Source organism: Arthrobacter sp. UC242_113 (assembly GCF_044054585.1).
Taxonomy (GTDB): Bacteria; Actinomycetota; Actinomycetes; order Actinomycetales; family Micrococcaceae; genus Arthrobacter.
In genome coordinates this window covers 2309028-2324404 of record NZ_CP171968.1, presented here as the reverse complement: position 1 = coordinate 2324404, position 15377 = coordinate 2309028, and the positions used below count along the sequence as shown (strand labels likewise).

General features: G+C 67.5%; 12 protein-coding genes. 9 read left to right on the top strand and 3 right to left on the bottom strand.

Annotation, left to right across the window (positions count from 1 at the left end; translation table 11 throughout):
• The first annotated feature begins 341 nt into the window (after positions 1 to 341).
• Both ACHMXB_RS10490 and ACHMXB_RS10485 read left to right on the top strand, forming a co-directional pair.
• Entirely contained in the window at positions 342 to 1778 is a 1437-nt protein-coding gene (locus ACHMXB_RS10490) for a glycoside hydrolase family 3 N-terminal domain-containing protein (protein ID WP_395405229.1), read from the top strand.
• Between the two features lie 42 nt (positions 1779 to 1820).
• Entirely contained in the window at positions 1821 to 2648 is an 828-nt protein-coding gene (locus tag ACHMXB_RS10485; protein ID WP_395398305.1) for a shikimate 5-dehydrogenase, read from the top strand.
• A gap of 19 nt (positions 2649 to 2667) precedes the next feature.
• Here the strand turns inward: ACHMXB_RS10485 and ACHMXB_RS10480 are convergent, their stop codons facing one another.
• Entirely contained in the window at positions 2668 to 3909 is a 1242-nt protein-coding gene (locus ACHMXB_RS10480) for an SAM-dependent methyltransferase (protein ID WP_395398304.1), read from the bottom strand.
• Between the two features lie 72 nt (positions 3910 to 3981).
• Here ACHMXB_RS10480 and ACHMXB_RS10475 point away from each other — a divergent pair, with 72 nt between their 5' ends.
• From ACHMXB_RS10475 to groL, 3 genes are all read left to right on the top strand, one after another.
• Positions 3982 to 4398, top strand: coding sequence for a hypothetical protein (locus tag ACHMXB_RS10475; RefSeq protein ID WP_395398303.1), 417 nt, complete (start codon positions 3982 to 3984; stop codon positions 4396 to 4398).
• Positions 4399 to 4616: 218 nt separating this feature from the next.
• Complete coding sequence (gene groES, locus ACHMXB_RS10470) at positions 4617 to 4910, top strand: co-chaperone GroES (RefSeq protein ID WP_003805290.1); 294 nt, start codon at positions 4617 to 4619, stop codon at positions 4908 to 4910.
• Positions 4911 to 4996: 86 nt separating this feature from the next.
• Entirely contained in the window at positions 4997 to 6607 is a 1611-nt protein-coding gene (gene groL, locus ACHMXB_RS10465; RefSeq protein ID WP_395398302.1) for a chaperonin GroEL, read from the top strand.
• A gap of 106 nt (positions 6608 to 6713) precedes the next feature.
• Here groL and ACHMXB_RS10460 read toward each other — a convergent pair whose 3' ends face one another.
• Positions 6714 to 7682, bottom strand: a complete 969-nt coding sequence (locus tag ACHMXB_RS10460) for a DUF389 domain-containing protein (RefSeq protein WP_395398301.1) — start codon at positions 7680 to 7682, stop codon at positions 6714 to 6716.
• Between the two features lie 170 nt (positions 7683 to 7852).
• Here ACHMXB_RS10460 and ACHMXB_RS10455 point away from each other — a divergent pair, with 170 nt between their 5' ends.
• From ACHMXB_RS10455 to ACHMXB_RS10445, 3 genes are all read left to right on the top strand, one after another.
• Positions 7853 to 9913 (top strand): acyltransferase family protein, encoded by a 2061-nt coding sequence (locus ACHMXB_RS10455; protein WP_395398300.1) that lies wholly within the window; start codon positions 7853 to 7855, stop codon positions 9911 to 9913.
• Between the two features lie 168 nt (positions 9914 to 10081).
• The gene (guaB, locus tag ACHMXB_RS10450) at positions 10082 to 11593 is read left to right on the top strand and encodes an IMP dehydrogenase (RefSeq protein WP_395405029.1); all 1512 of its coding nucleotides are present in this window, start codon (positions 10082 to 10084) and stop codon (positions 11591 to 11593) included.
• A 95-nt stretch (positions 11594 to 11688) separates the two neighbouring features.
• Positions 11689 to 13602: an ABC transporter ATP-binding protein gene (locus ACHMXB_RS10445; RefSeq protein WP_395405027.1), complete on the top strand. Its 1914-nt coding sequence runs from the start codon at positions 11689 to 11691 to the stop codon at positions 13600 to 13602.
• Here ACHMXB_RS10445 and ACHMXB_RS10440 read toward each other — a convergent pair.
• On the bottom strand, positions 13568 to 14206 hold the full coding sequence (locus tag ACHMXB_RS10440) for a hypothetical protein (RefSeq protein WP_395405025.1): 639 nt from the start codon (positions 14204 to 14206) through the stop codon (positions 13568 to 13570). The genes ACHMXB_RS10445 and ACHMXB_RS10440 overlap by 35 nt on opposite strands.
• Positions 14207 to 14237: 31 nt before the next feature.
• Here ACHMXB_RS10440 and ACHMXB_RS10435 point away from each other — a divergent pair, with 31 nt between their 5' ends.
• A complete protein-coding gene (locus ACHMXB_RS10435) occupies positions 14238 to 15374 on the top strand; it encodes a GuaB3 family IMP dehydrogenase-related protein (RefSeq protein WP_395405023.1) in 1137 nt (378 codons plus the stop codon).
• The last annotated feature ends 3 nt before the right edge of the window (positions 15375 to 15377 follow it).

The window sequence follows — 15377 nt, the reverse complement described above, 5'->3', positions numbered from 1 at the left end:
ACACCACCAGCCGCCCCAATTTCCCCAGAAAACGTCCTGGCACTGCACCTGCGCGTGACGCACGGGCGGCGTCTGCGGCAGCGCTCGCGGCGCTGTTCGCAGTTGCGTCGTGCACGCCGGCAGCACCCGAACCAGGACAGGGTACGACGACGGCGCCCGCGGCTTCCGCTTCCGGCTCACCGCAGGCGGCACAGGGTTCTTCACCGCGCTCCGGTTCGCCCCAGATGACTACACAGAGTCCGGCCCCGTCCGCAGCGGCGCCCGCACCGAAGGACAGGGCGGCGCTGGGCTGGGGCCCGCAGCAGCGGGACGCCGACGCCGCCGCCGCCGCGGTGGCCAAAATGACCCTGGAGGAGAAGGCCGGGCAGGTGCTACTGCCCTTCTACACCGGCCTTGACCATGAAGCCCAGGCTGCCGCGGTGGAACGGCTCCACCTTGCCGGTTCCATGATCATGGCCGACAACGTGCCCGGAACAGCCACGGGGCTGGTGGACGTCCCGGCGCTGGCCGGGGTCACGCGCCGGCTGGACAATGCGTCCCGCTCCGGCGGCCGCACCTGGCCCGGCCTGATCGGCGTTGACCAGGAAGGCGGAGCAGTGAGCCGCGTCGGCGCCCCGCTGACCCGCTGGCCCACCCCCATGAGCTACGGCGCCGCCGGCAGCGTGCCCCTCGCCGCGGAGGCCGGCACCGGGCTGGCGGCGGAACTCGCGCCCCTGGGCTTCACTGTGGACTTCGCGCCTGCGGCCGACGTCACGATGGGCCCCGCCGATCCCACCATCGGCGCGCGCTCCATGTCCGCCGACGCCGGTGCCGCAGCATCGCTGAGTGCAGGCTTCGCCACAGGCATGCTGGCCGGCGGCGTGCTGCCCACCGTCAAGCATTTTCCCGGGCACGGTTCGGTGACCACCGATTCCCACAAGGGGCTCCCGGTCCAGAACGCCACCCTCGCGCAGCTCAAGGCGCGGGACTGGAAGCCGTTCCAGTCCGCGGTCAAGGCAGGAGCGCCGATGGTCATGACCGGCCATATTGCAGTGCAAGCCCTTGACCCGGGCGTGCCCGCGTCCCTCTCGAAGGCGACCTATACGGCGCTCCGCGGCCTGGGCTTCAAGGGCGTGGCGGTCACGGACGGGCTGAACATGGGCGCGGTGGCAGACCGCTATCCCCACGGTTCTGCAGCGCCGGCAGCGCTGGCAGCCGGTGCGGACCTGCTGCTGATGCCGGCGGACGCCGCCGCCGCGCATGCCGCCGTCGTCCGGGCCGTTACCGGGGGGACGCTCCCGGTGTCACGCCTCGAGGAGGCGGCCCGCCGGGTGGTCACCATGATGATCTGGCGCGGACGGAGCGCGCAGCCGAAGCCGCCGGCGGGACCGGGCGCCGGCGAGGCGCTTTCCGCGAAGATCTCTGCCCGGGCCATCACGGTGGTCTCGGGCAAGTGCAAAGGCGCCTCCGTGGCCGGCCACGTGCGGGTGGCAGGCGGCACGGCGGCGGACCGGGCCCGCTTCGCCGCCGCGGCCAGGGACGCGGGGATCGCGCTCGGCGCGGGGCCGCTGGTCACGCTCATCGGCTATGGCGGTGCACCCGCGAAGGGCGACATTGCAGTGGCCCTGGACGCTCCCTGGCCGTTGGCGCAGTCCGTCGCGCCCACGAAGATCGCCCTCTACGGCCGCACGCCCGGAGCGTACAAGGCGCTGCTCGCTGTCCTGGCGGGGAAGGCCACCGCCCCCGGAAAGCTGCCGGCCGCCGTCGGACCATACCGGCCCGGCACCGGCTGCAGGTGACAGCTGCCGGTAATAAAGCCAGCCCCGCCGTTTAATGGAGGGGTGCCGATTCTCAATAAAGACATGACCCTGTGCATCTCCCTCTCGGCCCGGCCGAGCAACAATGGGACCCGCTTCCACAACCACCTGTACGACCAGCTGGGCCTGAACTGGATCTACAAGGCCTTCGCGCCCACCGACCTGGCCCAGGCGATCGCGGGCGTCCGCGGCCTGGGGATCCGGGGCTGCGCCGTCTCCATGCCCTACAAGGAGGACGTGATCGCCCTGGTGGACGCCATGGACCCTTCGGCCAAGGCCATCGATTCCGTCAACACCATCGTCAATGACGGCGGGCACCTGACCGCGTACAACACGGACTACACGGCGATCGAGCAGCTGCTGCAGCGCAACGCCGTGCCTTCGGAGTCTTCGGTGCTGCTCAAGGGCGCCGGCGGCATGGCCAAGGCCACGGCCGCGGCCCTGCGCGACGCGGGGTTCAAGGACGTGACCATCATCGCCCGCAACGAAGCAAACGGCCGGGCGCTCGCCGATCTCTACGGCTTTGGCTGGCGCGGGGAGCTGGGCACGGGTGCGGAGGCAACTGCGGACATGGTCATCAACGTCACGCCCGTGGGGATGGCCGGGGGGCCGGAGGCGGACGCGCTGTCCTTCCCCGCCGAAACCATCGAAGCCGCCAGGATCGTCTTCGACGTCGTGGCACTGCCCGCGGAAACGCCGCTCATCAAGGCGGCGCGGGCGGCCGGCAAGCAGGTCATCACCGGCGCCGAGGTTGCCACGATCCAAGCGCTGGAGCAGTTTGTGCTGTACACGGGCATCCGGCCCACGGACGAGCAGATCCGGGATGCCGAGGCATTCGTCCGCGCCCAGTAAGTCCTGTAGCAGCCAGCGGCTACACGGGCTCCACGGAGACAGCCACTCTTTCCTCCCCGATCCGGGTGAGGACCAGGGTGGCTGTCTTTTTGCCTTCGCCCTTGCCGCCGGCCTTACCCGCGCCCTTGCCTGGCGGCAGCAGCTGCTTGCGGAGCTCCTCCGGGGTGACGGACGTGCCCCGCTTCTTGATGTCCAGCACGCCGACGCCGTTCTCCCGGACCCAGGCCTTGAGCGCCTTGACGTTGAACGGCATGACCTCCAGGACCCGGTAGGCCCGGGCGTACGGAGTGTCCACCAGCTCCGGGGCGCAGATGTAGGCGATGTGCTCGTCCACGAGGTGGCCGCCCAGGTCCAGGGCCAGGTCGGCCACGAGCCCGGCGCGGATGACGGCGCCGTCCGGCTCGTACAGGAAACCCTCCACCGGGCCCACGGGGGCGACGGGTCCGGCGTCGAACTCCTCCCCGCTGGTGAGTTCGGCGGCGCCGCCGGCACCGATGACCAGGGCGGCCCGGCGGATTCCCGGGCGGGCCACGGCGTTGAACCAGAGCGTGACTTCCGTGACGTCGCCGCCTACCGAGACCCACTGTGCCTCGCAGCCGGCAGGCACCGACTCGTGCGGCATGCCGGGCCCCATTTTGACGCCGACGGCGCGCCCGGCGGCGGCCAGCGACTCCACGAAGGACAGCGGGGGAGAGAACGCTTCGGGGTCCCAGATCCGTTTGGTGCCGGATGTGGTGGTGGTGCGCCGGGCGGGGTCCAGCCAGACGCCGGACCCTTCCTCCAGTTCCACCGACGTTGCGTCCGAATGGACCACCGTGGCGTGCGGAAACGGAATGAGGTTGATGGTGGCGCAGGCGGCCGTGGTCTCGTCGACCTCCACGGCGGTCACGGCGATGTCCAGCGACGCCAGGGCCATGGCATCCGCGCCGAGGCCGCAGCCAAGATCGGCGACGTGGCGGACGCCGGCCTGGGCAAAGCGCTGCGCGTGCCGCGCCGCCACGTTGAACCGGGTGGCCTGTTCCAGGCCGGCCTGGGTGAAGAGCATCTGCCGGGCGAACTCGCCGAACTTGGCCTCGGCCCTGGTCCGGAGCCGTGACTGCGTCAGGACGGCGGACACGAGTTCGGGGGAATGGCCGGCCTTGCGGAGGCTTGAGTTGAGGCTGAAGGAGTCGTCTTCCCGGTAGGGTCCGAGCGAGGCCAGCAGCTCCCATCCTTCTTCGGTGAGGAGCGGGGCGATCTGGTCCTGCGGTGCTTCAGACATGGGATCAAGCCTAGTGGAGCCGCTGCCCGTGCTCTTCCCGATCGGCGTGCTCTTCCCGATAGGGTGGTCCGAATGGAATCCAGCGAAACGCCAACCCCTGGTCAGTCCGACTCAGGTCAGCCCGAAAGCACCAGCCCCGCCCCGGCGCAGCACAGCCGCCTGGTCCGATACGCACGCCCGGTGCTGATCGCCGGAGCCGTCGTCGCCGTCGTCTGTCTTGTCCTGCTGGTGATCATCTTCCTGCTGGACTCCTTCAATGCCACTGTCTACTCGGTGGGCGGCAAGAACATCAGCGACGCCACCGAGGAGGCCCGGCAGATCCGGGACCTGTACATGGGGGCGCGCGTTGGCGGCATCGTGGTGCTCATCGTGTCGGTGCTGGCCGCGGCAGCGGCCGCCGCCATGCTTGTCCGCGAACAGCGGAAAGCGGGGGACGAAGACGCCGACGGCGGCGAGGACCTGGGGTTCGACGACCTCGCCGGGCGCTGAACTAAGGGTCCGGGCGGGTTACGGGAGATGAAATTCTGGCACTCACCTTGACCGAGTGCTAACCCCTTACATAGAGTCATCATTAGCACTCTCCCTAGGAGGGTGCTAACACACGAAGAGCTGCCAGCCTGGCTGCTGCCGGCACCGCGACGACGGTCTGCCGCCACGGCGCAACAGTTTTTACTGTCCATGAATTTTGACGAAAAGGAGAGGTCCGAGTGTCGGTCTCTATTAAGCCTCTTGAGGATCGTATTGTTGTCCGCCCGCTCGAAGCCGAGCAGACCACGGCTTCCGGCCTGGTCATCCCGGACTCCGCCCAGGAGAAGCCGCAGGAAGGCGAAGTTGTCGCAGTGGGCCCCGGCCGCTTCGAAGACGGCAACCGCGTACCGGTCGACGTAGCCGTTGGCGACGTCGTCATCTACTCCAAGTACGGCGGAACCGAAGTCAAGACCGGCGGCACTGAGTACCTCGTGCTCTCCGCCCGCGACGTTCTGGCGATCGTCGTAAAGTAACTCTTTGGATCCCCGTGCCGCTGCCCGCGTCTGATTTCATTCTGACCGGGCGGCTGCGCGGGGTTCTGTCTTGAAAGGACAAACCCATGGCAAAGCAGCTTGCGTTTAACGACGCTGCCCGCCGGTCGCTCGAAGCCGGCATCGACAAGCTCGCCAACACGGTTAAGGTGACGCTTGGTCCCCGCGGCCGCAACGTCGTGCTGGACAAGAAGTGGGGCGCCCCCACCATCACTAACGACGGCGTGACCATCGCCCGGGAAGTCGAACTGGACGACCCGTACGAGAACCTTGGCGCCCAGCTGGCCAAGGAAGTCGCCACCAAGACGAACGACGTCGCCGGTGACGGCACCACCACCGCAACCGTGCTCGCCCAGGCACTGGTCAAGGAAGGCCTGCGCAACGTTGCCGCCGGTGCCGCTCCTGGCCAGATCAAGCGCGGCATCGAGGTCTCGGTCGAGGCCATCGCAGCACGCCTGCTGGAGAACGCCCGTCCCGTCGAGGGCACCCAGGTGGCCAACGTTGCCGCCATCTCCGCCCAGAGCGACGAGGTGGGCGAGCTGCTCGCCGAGGCATTCGGCAAGGTTGGCAAGGATGGTGTGATCACCATCGAGGAATCCTCCACCACGCAGACCGAGCTGGTTCTGACCGAAGGCATGCAGTTCGACAAGGGCTACCTGTCCCCGTACTTCATCACCGACACGGAGCGCCAGGAAGCCGTCCTCGAGGACGCCCTTATCCTGATCAACCAGGGCAAGATCTCCTCGGTGCAGGAATTCCTGCCGCTGCTTGAGAAGGCGCTGCAGAGCTCCAAGCCGCTGTTCATCATCGCCGAGGACGTGGACGGCGAGGCCCTGTCCACGCTGATCGTCAACCGCATCCGCGGCACCCTGAACGTGGTTGCCGTCAAGGCTCCGGGCTTCGGCGACCGCCGCAAGGCCATGCTGCAGGACATCGCCACGCTGACCGGCGCCCAGGTTGTGTCCCCGGAACTGGGCCTGAGCCTGGACTCCGTTGGCCTCGAGGTGCTGGGTACTGCCCGCCGCATCACGGTGACCAAGGACAACACCACCATCGTCGACGGCGCAGGTTCGGCCGAGGACGTTGCAGCACGCGTTGCTCAGCTGCGCGCCGAGCTGACCCGCACCGATTCCGACTGGGACCGGGAAAAGCTGCAGGAGCGCCTGGCCAAGCTGGCCGGCGGCATCGGCGTTATCAAGGTCGGCGCAGCCACCGAGGTTGAGCTGAAGGAAAAGAAGCACCGCATCGAAGATGCAGTGTCCTCCACCCGCGCCGCCCTCGAAGAAGGCATCGTGGCCGGTGGCGGTTCCGCCCTCATCCACGCGCTGAAGGCACTCGACGAGGACCCGGCCGTCACGGCACTCGAAGGTGACGCGGCTGCCGCCGTCGGCATCGTCCGCCGTGCACTGGTCCAGCCGCTGCGCTGGATCGCCCAGAATGCCGGCCACGACGGCTACGTTGTGACCGCCCGGGTTGCGGAGCAGGACAACAACCACGGCTTCAACGCCAAGTCCGGCGAGTACGAGGACCTGATCGCGGCGGGCGTCATTGACCCCGTCAAGGTCACCCGTGCCGCTCTTCGCAACGCAGCCTCCATCGCTGCGCTGGTGCTCACCACCGAAACCCTCGTGGCTGAGAAGCCGGCCGAGGAAGACGAGCACGCAGGCCACAGCCACTAGGCTGCAGCCTGCTCTCGCCGCTTCACAGGAAGGCCCGTCCAGCAGCTGCTGGACGGGCCTTCTTTGCGTTCTCCTCGCGCCTGGTACCTGGCGTTATGGCCCCGTGCTAGCGCCGGGCGCGAATGGCCCGCCGCCGCAGTCGGAGTGCGTCGCCGTCGGGAAGCCGTTTGGTGACCAGCCGGTAAAAGTACAGGACCGCGACGGCAGCAGCCACGATGCCGCCGAGGTTCAGCATCAGCTGCAGGGCCGACCCGGCCGCCTTGCTGAATTCGCCGAGGACCAGCGCCACGGCTACGAAGCCGGCCGCGGGCACGGTGGTCACTGAAATGAAGACGCCGATCAGGGCGGCCGAGCGCCCGCTGATGACCGAAAGCATCCCGGCGGCACCGGCGAGGACGGCCACGATCAGGGAAAACGGTCCCGGGTGGTAGATGAATTCGGCCGCCGAGGCCCGGTCCAGCGCGTCCCGCGGAAAGAGGCCCAGGGGCAGTGCCAGCCAGGTGATCAGCGCTGTGATCAGCATTGCTGCGGGGAAGCCCACACTCAGGGCAACCGCCGCGCGGCCGCCGAGCCTCCAGCTCCGGCGCACCACGGCAACCGCCAGTGCAGCGAGCGGTCCGAACTCGGGCCCCACGGCCATGGCACCGACGATGGCGATGGTGGAGTCCGTGACGATGCCGATTGCAGCGAGCAGGGTGGCCAGCACAAGGAACGACAGGAGGGTCCAGCTGAGCCGGGACTCCTCACCGGTCTGCCGCGACACCTCGTCCCAGATGACCGTGTCGGCGCCTTCTCCGGGAGCGCTCTCCTCGGCCTTGTCGGCCCTGTCGGAAAGAACCAGGTCAGGAGCTGTGAGGGCAATTGAACCGAGGCTCTCAACGTTTAGGGCGCGCAGCTTCTCCATCAGCTCCTCCACCGATTCCCGGGCAACGTGCACCAGGACCACGTCGCCTTTGGGAAGGATCGAGGCACCTGTGTGCAGTGCGACCTCGGCCGTACCAGCCTGCTGCTGGCACAGGTCTGCCACGAGGGTGGTCAGATCGGCTGGTATGCAAATCCGCATCTGGACGATCACCTGACACTCCAATCAACGCACCAAATTCCCTCAGGCACCGACTCTATAGTGCCCAGGAAACCCGAATCCGCCGTGCTGAGACGCGGGTCACATCCGGGGCGTTTGATTTGGTCTGAAAAATCACGAAACGGTAACGTGGTTACTTTGTGCTGCCGTTTGAGGGGTTATCTGTGCCAGAAACCAAGGAACACACCCAAGGGCCGCGGGCTGCCCGGCTGAAGGCCAAACCAGGCTACCGTCCCGAGGTCCAGGGCCTTCGTGCCCTCGCAGTGCTCATGGTGGTCACGTACCACGTGTGGCTTGGCCGGGTGTCCGGCGGCGTGGATATCTTCCTCCTCATCTCGGCGTTCCTGCTGACCATGTCCTTCGTCCGCAAGGTGGAAAAGGGCACGCCGCTGCGCCTTGTAAGCCACTGGCTGCACCTCTTCAAGCGGCTGATCCCGGCCGCCGTCGTGGTGATCCTGGGCGTGCTGGCCGGAACCTGGCTGGTTTTGCCGCAGAGCCGCTGGCCCGACGTCCTCAACGAGGCCTGGGCGTCCCTCCTCTACGGGCAGAACTGGCTGCTGGCCAACACAGCAGTGGATTACTACGCGCAGGACCACTCCGGAGCCAGCCCCCTCCAGCACTTCTGGTCACTGTCCATCCAGGGCCAGGTCTTCATTCTCTGGCCCCTCATCTTCGCCGGCTCCGCCCTGGTGTGGCGGCTGCTGCGGGCCCGCCGGGGCGTCAGCTACCGGACCGTCCTGATGGTTGCCTTCGGCGGCATCTTCATCGCTTCTCTGGCGTACTCCATCGACCAGACGGCCAGCAACCAGGCCTACGCCTACTTCGATACGCGGACCCGGCTGTGGGAGTTCGCACTGGGATCACTGCTGGCACTGGCGCTGCCCTACCTGAAACCGGGGAAGGCGCTGCGCGTTGTGCTGGGGTGGGCCGGGCTCGCCGCCATGATCTCCTGCGGGCTGCTGCTCACCGTTGACCGCTCCTTCCCGGGCTTCATTGCGCTGTGGCCCACCCTGGCCGCGGCCGCCATCATTGTCGCCGGCCGAAGCGGCAGCCGGTTCGGGGTGGACAGGCTCCTGACGGCAAAGCCGCTGGTCGGGCTGGGCGACAACTCCTATGCCCTTTACCTCTGGCACTGGCCGGTCCTGGTCCTGTCACTTGCGGCCACCGGCATCGAAAAGCCCAACCTGGTCCAGGGCCTCGCCATAGTGGCCGGTTCCGTGGTGCTGGCCGTGCTCACCACCCGCTTCGTGGAAAAGCCCCTGCGCGAATGGCACTGGCCGCAACTGCGGGCCTGGCGCACCGCCGTCGTGATTGTTGCCTGCGGCGCCCTGCTGGCCGGGCCTGTCGCGGTGTGGCAGACCAAGCTGACCGCAGAGGAAGCGGCAGCAGCCGCGCAGCCGCGCGAGCTGACCCCGGGTGCGGCCGCGCTGGCACCGGAGAACGCCGGCAAGGCGACGCCGGAAGCCACCGTGATCCCGGCGCCTGCCGCCATGAAAAACGAGTGGGCGGACATCGACGGGCTGTGCACCGACGAAAATGTTCCGAGCGACCCGCTGCTCAACGGCTGCCTGCAGAACAGCAAGCCGGGCAAGGTCACCAAGCGGATTGTGGTGCTTGGCGATTCCCATGCGCAGCAGTACATGGCCGCGCTCGGCCCCATCGCCAGGGACCATGGCTGGGAGGTGGTCACCCTCCTGAAGGGGAACTGCCGGTTCGGCGCCGAATCCCCGGAACGCGACGCCGACTGCAACGCCTTCAACAAGGCCAGTGCCGCGTACGTCATGGAACACAAGCCGGACGCGGTGTTCACCGTGGCATCCCTCACGCACAAGGAAGCCCCGTTCGAAACCGAGGTGCCCGGCTACCTGGACGGCATCAAGCAGTTCACCGACGCCGGAATTGACGTGGTGGGCGTCCGGGACAACCCGCGCTTCGCCGTCAACATGCCCGAATGCGTCCAGAAGTACGGCACCGACGCCCCCGAATGCAACCCGCCGCTCGGCGAGTCACTTGCCGCCAAATCGCCGCTGGACGCGTACCGGGGCAAGGTGGACGGGCTGCACTTGATGGACATGAGCGACTTCATCTGCGCGGGCGGCATCTGCCCGGCCGTTGTGGGCAACATCTACGTCTACAAGGACGACAACCACCTCACCAAGACCTACGTCCAGTCCATGATTCCGATGTTCGAGAAGCGGCTGCTGAGGGCAACCGGCTGGAAATAGTGCCTCGGCCGTGCCTTTGCTCACAATGCCGTTCCGGAATATGGGGATCGCCGCAGAGGTTCTAGAATTTATTCAATACTTCTGCACAGGCCAGTCCCGTAATGACGGGCTGGTCATCGGCTGCAACCCCTACCCGTGAACCTGTAAACCAAGGTAAGAGGCGCACTCATGACCCAGCCCGAGCACGACCCCTTCGGCTTCATCGGCCTGACGTACGACGACGTCCTGCTGCTTCCCGGCCACACCGACGTGATCCCCTCCGAGGCGGACACGTCCTCCCGGATCTCCAAGCGCATCACCGTCCAGACGCCGCTGCTGTCCGCGGCCATGGACACCGTCACCGAATCCCGGATGGCCATCGCCATGGCCCGCCAGGGCGGCCTCGGCGTGGTCCACCGCAACCTCTCGATCGATGACCAGGCCGACCAGGTGGACCGCGTCAAGCGCAGCGAGTCGGGCATGATCACCAACCCGCTCACCATCGGTCCCGAGGCCACGCTGCTGGAACTCGACGAGCTGTGTGCCCGTTACCGCGTCTCCGGCCTGCCCGTGGTCGACGACGGCAACCGCCTCCTCGGCATTGTCACCAACCGCGACACCCGCTTCGTGCCGGAATCCGACTTCCCGATCCGCCTGGTCAGCGACGTCATGACCAAGATGCCGCTTGTCACCGGCCACGTCGGAATTAGCCGCGACGAGGCCTCGCACAAGCTGGCCACCAACAAGATCGAGAAGTTGCCGCTCGTGGACGAGCAGGGCCGCCTGAAGGGCCTCATCACCACCAAGGACTTCACCAAGGCCGAGCAGTACCCGCTCGCCACGAAGGACGACGAAGGCCGGCTGCGCGTCGGTGCCGCCATCGGCTTCTTCGGTGACGGCTGGGAGCGTGCCATGAAGCTGGTGGACGCCGGCGTTGACGCGCTCTTCGTGGACACCGCGAACGGCCACTCGCAGGGTGTGCTGGACATGATCCGCCGCCTGAAGTCCGATCCGGTCGCCGCGCACGTGGACATCATCGGCGGCCAGGCCGCCACCCGCGAAGGCGCACAGGCGCTGATCGACGCCGGTGCCGACGGCATCAAGGTGGGCGTCGGCCCGGGCTCCATCTGCACCACCCGCGTGGTGGCCGGTGTGGGCGTTCCGCAGATCACCGCCATCTACGAATCGGCCAAGGCCGCCATTCCGGCCGGCGTTCCGCTGATCGCCGACGGCGGGCTCCAGTACTCGGGCGACATCGGCAAGGCGCTGGTGGCCGGTGCCGACACCGTGATGCTCGGCTCCCTGCTGGCCGGCTGTGACGAGTCCCCGGGTGAGCTCATCTTCGTCAACGGCAAGCAGTTCAAGAGCTACCGCGGCATGGGCTCCCTCGGCGCCATGCAGTCGCGCGGCAAGAACACGTCCTACTCGAAGGACCGCTACTTCCAGGCCGACGTCTCCGGCGATGACAAGCTCATCCCCGAGGGCATTGAGGGCCGCGTGGCCTACCGTGGACCGCTGGCTTCCGTGGCGTACCAGCTGGTGGGCGGCCTCCGCCAGACCATGTTCTACACCGGCGCTCCCACCGTGCCCGAGCTGAAGGCCCGCGGCAAATTCGTCCGGATCACCCCGGCCGGCTTGAAGGAATCGCACCCGCACGACATTCAGATGACCGTCGAGGCGCCGAACTACGGTTCGCGCTAACCACCACCCGCTGACTGGCCGCCGGGATACTTCCCGGCGGCCAGTCGTCGTTTGCACCGACTCATGCGTGTCAGTGCCGGGACTAGGCTGGAGCCATGTCCCAACCACGCCATCCCGCCGAACTGAACCCGAAAAGGGAACCCCAGCGGCGGCTGGCACTGAGGCCCTACGCCCGTGCCGTGGCACAGGTGCTCCGCGTCAGCTTCCGCGCGTCGCCGGGTGCCGTGCTCATGAAGGTGGCCGGATCGCTGATCTCGGCGGTGCTGCCACTGGTCACCACGTACTTCGCCGGCCTGACCACCACCGCGCTGGCCGCAGCCTACACCGGGGACGCCGCAGCCGGGCAGCAGGCCATCGTGTACGTGATCATCACTGCCGCCCTCGGCCTGTTCTGGGGTGCCTTCGGCAGCGTGGACCGCTACATCCAGCAGCTGATGAGCTTCCGGGTGGGTGCCATCGTGGGGGACCTGATGTACGAGCGGTTCCTTGCCCTGGACTTTTGGCGTTACGACGACAAGGAAACGGTGGACCTCTACGACCGCGCTAAGCGGTTCTCCGATTCCTATGCCAGGGTCCTGGACCGGATCGCGGCCATCTTCACCCAGCTGGTGTCCGTGATCCTGGCCATCGGTGCGCTGCTGCTGGTGAGCTGGTGGATCGCCGTGATCGTGCTGGTCGCCATCGTTCCCAGCGTCTACCTGCAGTTCAAGCTGTCCCGCGAGCAGATCGCGCACTGGAACACCCAGGTGGATTCGCGCCGTCAGCGGCGGATGATCGAGACCAACCTGCTCCGGCCCCAGCACATTGCCGAGATGCGCCTGTACGGGATCGTCGGGTACCTCATGGGGCTGCGCTCCCGGCTCCGGGACGCGGACGAGAAGCGCCGGCTGGACTTCCAGAAGCGGTACATCCCCAAGCAGCTGGCGGCCGATGCCCTGCAATATGCCGCGGAGGTTGTCTCGCTCATCTGGGTGGTGGGCCAGATCATCGCCCGCGCCCAGCCAGTGGGGCAGTTCCTCTACGTCCAGCAGATCGTCAGCCGGGCTCTGTCCACGGCGAACAGCCTGGTGTCCTCGCTCAGCTCGATCGATGAGGACCTCGCCAACCTCAAGGACTATGAGCTGTTCATGGCACTGCCCGTGCACTCCAGCCACGCACCCCCGCTGCTGGAGGCGCCAAAGACGGTGGAGCTGCGGGACATCCGCTTCACGTACACCGGCAGCGACATCGAAGTGATCCGCGGGATCAGCATGACCATCCGCGAGGGCCAGCACATCGCCATCGTGGGGGAGAACGGCGCCGGAAAGTCGACGCTGATCCGCATCCTGGCCGGGCTTTACCGCCCGGATTCCGGCCAGGTGATGCTCGACGGCGTGGACCTCGCCGCCGTCGACGTCACCTCTTGGCACCGCCACCTGGCGGTGCTGAGCCAGGAATTCCTCAAGTACGAGTTCGCAACCGCAGCCGAAAACATCCTCTTCGGCGACGTCGACTCGCCGCGGGATGACGAGCGGATCAGCCGAGCGGCCGCTGATGCAGAGGCGCTGGACTTCATCAACAAACTGCCCAGCGGCCTGGACAACCACGTCAGCAACTGGATGGAGGATCCGCGCGGCCGGAAGGGGAGCGGACTGAGCGGCGGGCAGTGGCAGCGGCTGGCCATGGCACGGAACTTCTACCGGAACGCATCCTTCATGGTCATGGACGAGCCCACGTCAGCCATCGACGCGCTGGCGGAGCACCGCATCTTCACCCGGCTGTTCGCCGAGCGCAGCAGCACCATCATCGCCATCAGCCACCGGCTCGCCACGATCGAGAAGGCGGACATCGTGTACATGCTGGAGGACGGCCGGATCGTGGAGCAGGGCACGCACCGCGAACTGGTGGCGCTCCGCGGCCGCTACTTCCGGATGTTTGAGTCCCAGCTCAGCGTCCCCACCAGCCCCCTAGCCTCACAAGTTCGGCCAGGGAACCCTACTGGCGTGGGCCCAGAGGCCGGCGGGATCTGAGGCTTTCCACTACCGTGGTGCGGACCCGGGCGAGGCTGGGCCGCGGCGGTACGCTGCTGAACCCGAATGTCACCGGCGGGGTGATGGGGGACAGCGGTCCGGTGTCCTCGCCTTCCCAGCTGACCACGGCGGAGCTGACGTGGTGCAGGTCGCTCACCCCGTAATGCTCCAGCCTGCCGTTCCCCGCCGTGCCGAAGGTCCGGGTTCCGGGGCTGGCTGCAGCCACGAGCGGGCTGACTGCGGTCAGCCAGCGGGTGTGGACGGCAAGCGGCCGGGGCACTGTCCGCAGCAGCCAACCAAGGAGGGCCCTGCCGCCGATGCTTGCCTGGAGAGCCAGTGGGCCGGCGTCGACCGTCAACGTCTGCCCTGCCAGCACGGCAGAGACTTCCCCGACGCGGACCTCCTCGAAGCTGTAGGTGGCGGCGATGAACTCGGCTACCTTCTCAGCAGGGGCCAGCAGTATCCGCCGCCCCGACGGCAGCTGGACCATGACGTCCGCGAACGGACCGAAGGGCGATTCCTGCCAGATCCCCACCACTGCGCGCAGGCCGGAGCCGGTCCCGATGCCTGCGATGTGGCCGTCGAAGACCCAGCGTCCGCCCATTCGGCCACTGTAGCTGGGATAACCTAGAGCAGTGACTTACGAGATTGAGATTGGCCGTGGCAAGCGTGGGCGTCGTGCCTACTCCCTGGACGACATTGCGATCGTCCCCAACCGTCGCACCCGTGACCCCAAGGACGTCTCCGTCTCGTGGCAGATCGATGCCTACAAGTTCGACATGCCGGTTATCGCGGCCCCGATGGATTCCGCCATGTCCCCGGCGACGGCCATCGCGCTCGGCAAGCTCGGCGGACTGGGCGTCCTGGACCTCGAGGGCCTCTGGACCCGGTACGAGGACCCGCAGGCCGTGCTGGACGAGATCGGCTCTCTGGCGGACGAAACCAACAGCCCTGCCGTCACCCGCAGGATGCAGGAGCTGTACAAGGCACCCATCCAGCCTGAGCTGATCACCTCGCGCCTGGCCGAAATCCGCGCTGCAGGCATCACGGTGGCCGGGTCCCTGACGCCGCAGCGCACGCAGGAACACTACAAGACCGTGGTGGCCGCCGGCGTCGACATCTTCGTGATCCGCGGAACCACTGTGTCCGCCGAGCACGTCTCCAAGGACCACGAACCGCTGAACCTCAAGCAGTTCATCTACGAACTCGACGTCCCCGTCATCGTGGGCGGCGCCGCGGGCTACACGCCCGCACTGCACCTCATGCGTACCGGCGCGGCCGGCGTCCTGGTCGGATTCGGCGGCGGTGCCACCACCACCACCCGCCGCGCCCTCGGCATCCACTCGCCCATGGCCTCCGCCATCTCGGACGTGACCGCCGCCCGCCGCGATTACATGGATGAGTCCGGCGGACGCTACGTCCACGTGATTGCCGACGGCGGCATGGGCACCTCGGGCGACATCGTCAAGGCCATCGCCATGGGCGCCGACGCCGTCATGCTGGGCACCGCCCTCGCCCGGGCGGAAGAGGCCCCCGGCAAGGGCTGGCACTGGGGCCAGGAAGCGCACCACCTGGAACTGCCCCGCGGCGACAGGGTCAACATCGGAACTGTCGGTCCGCTGGAAGAGGTGCTCTTCGGGCCGGGCCACCACACCGATGGAACCTCCAACCTGATCGGCGCGCTCCGCCGCTCCATGGCCACCACCGGCTATTCGGACCTCAAGGAGTTCCAGCGGGTCGACGTCGTGGTTTCGCCCTACGCCGGAAACTGACCT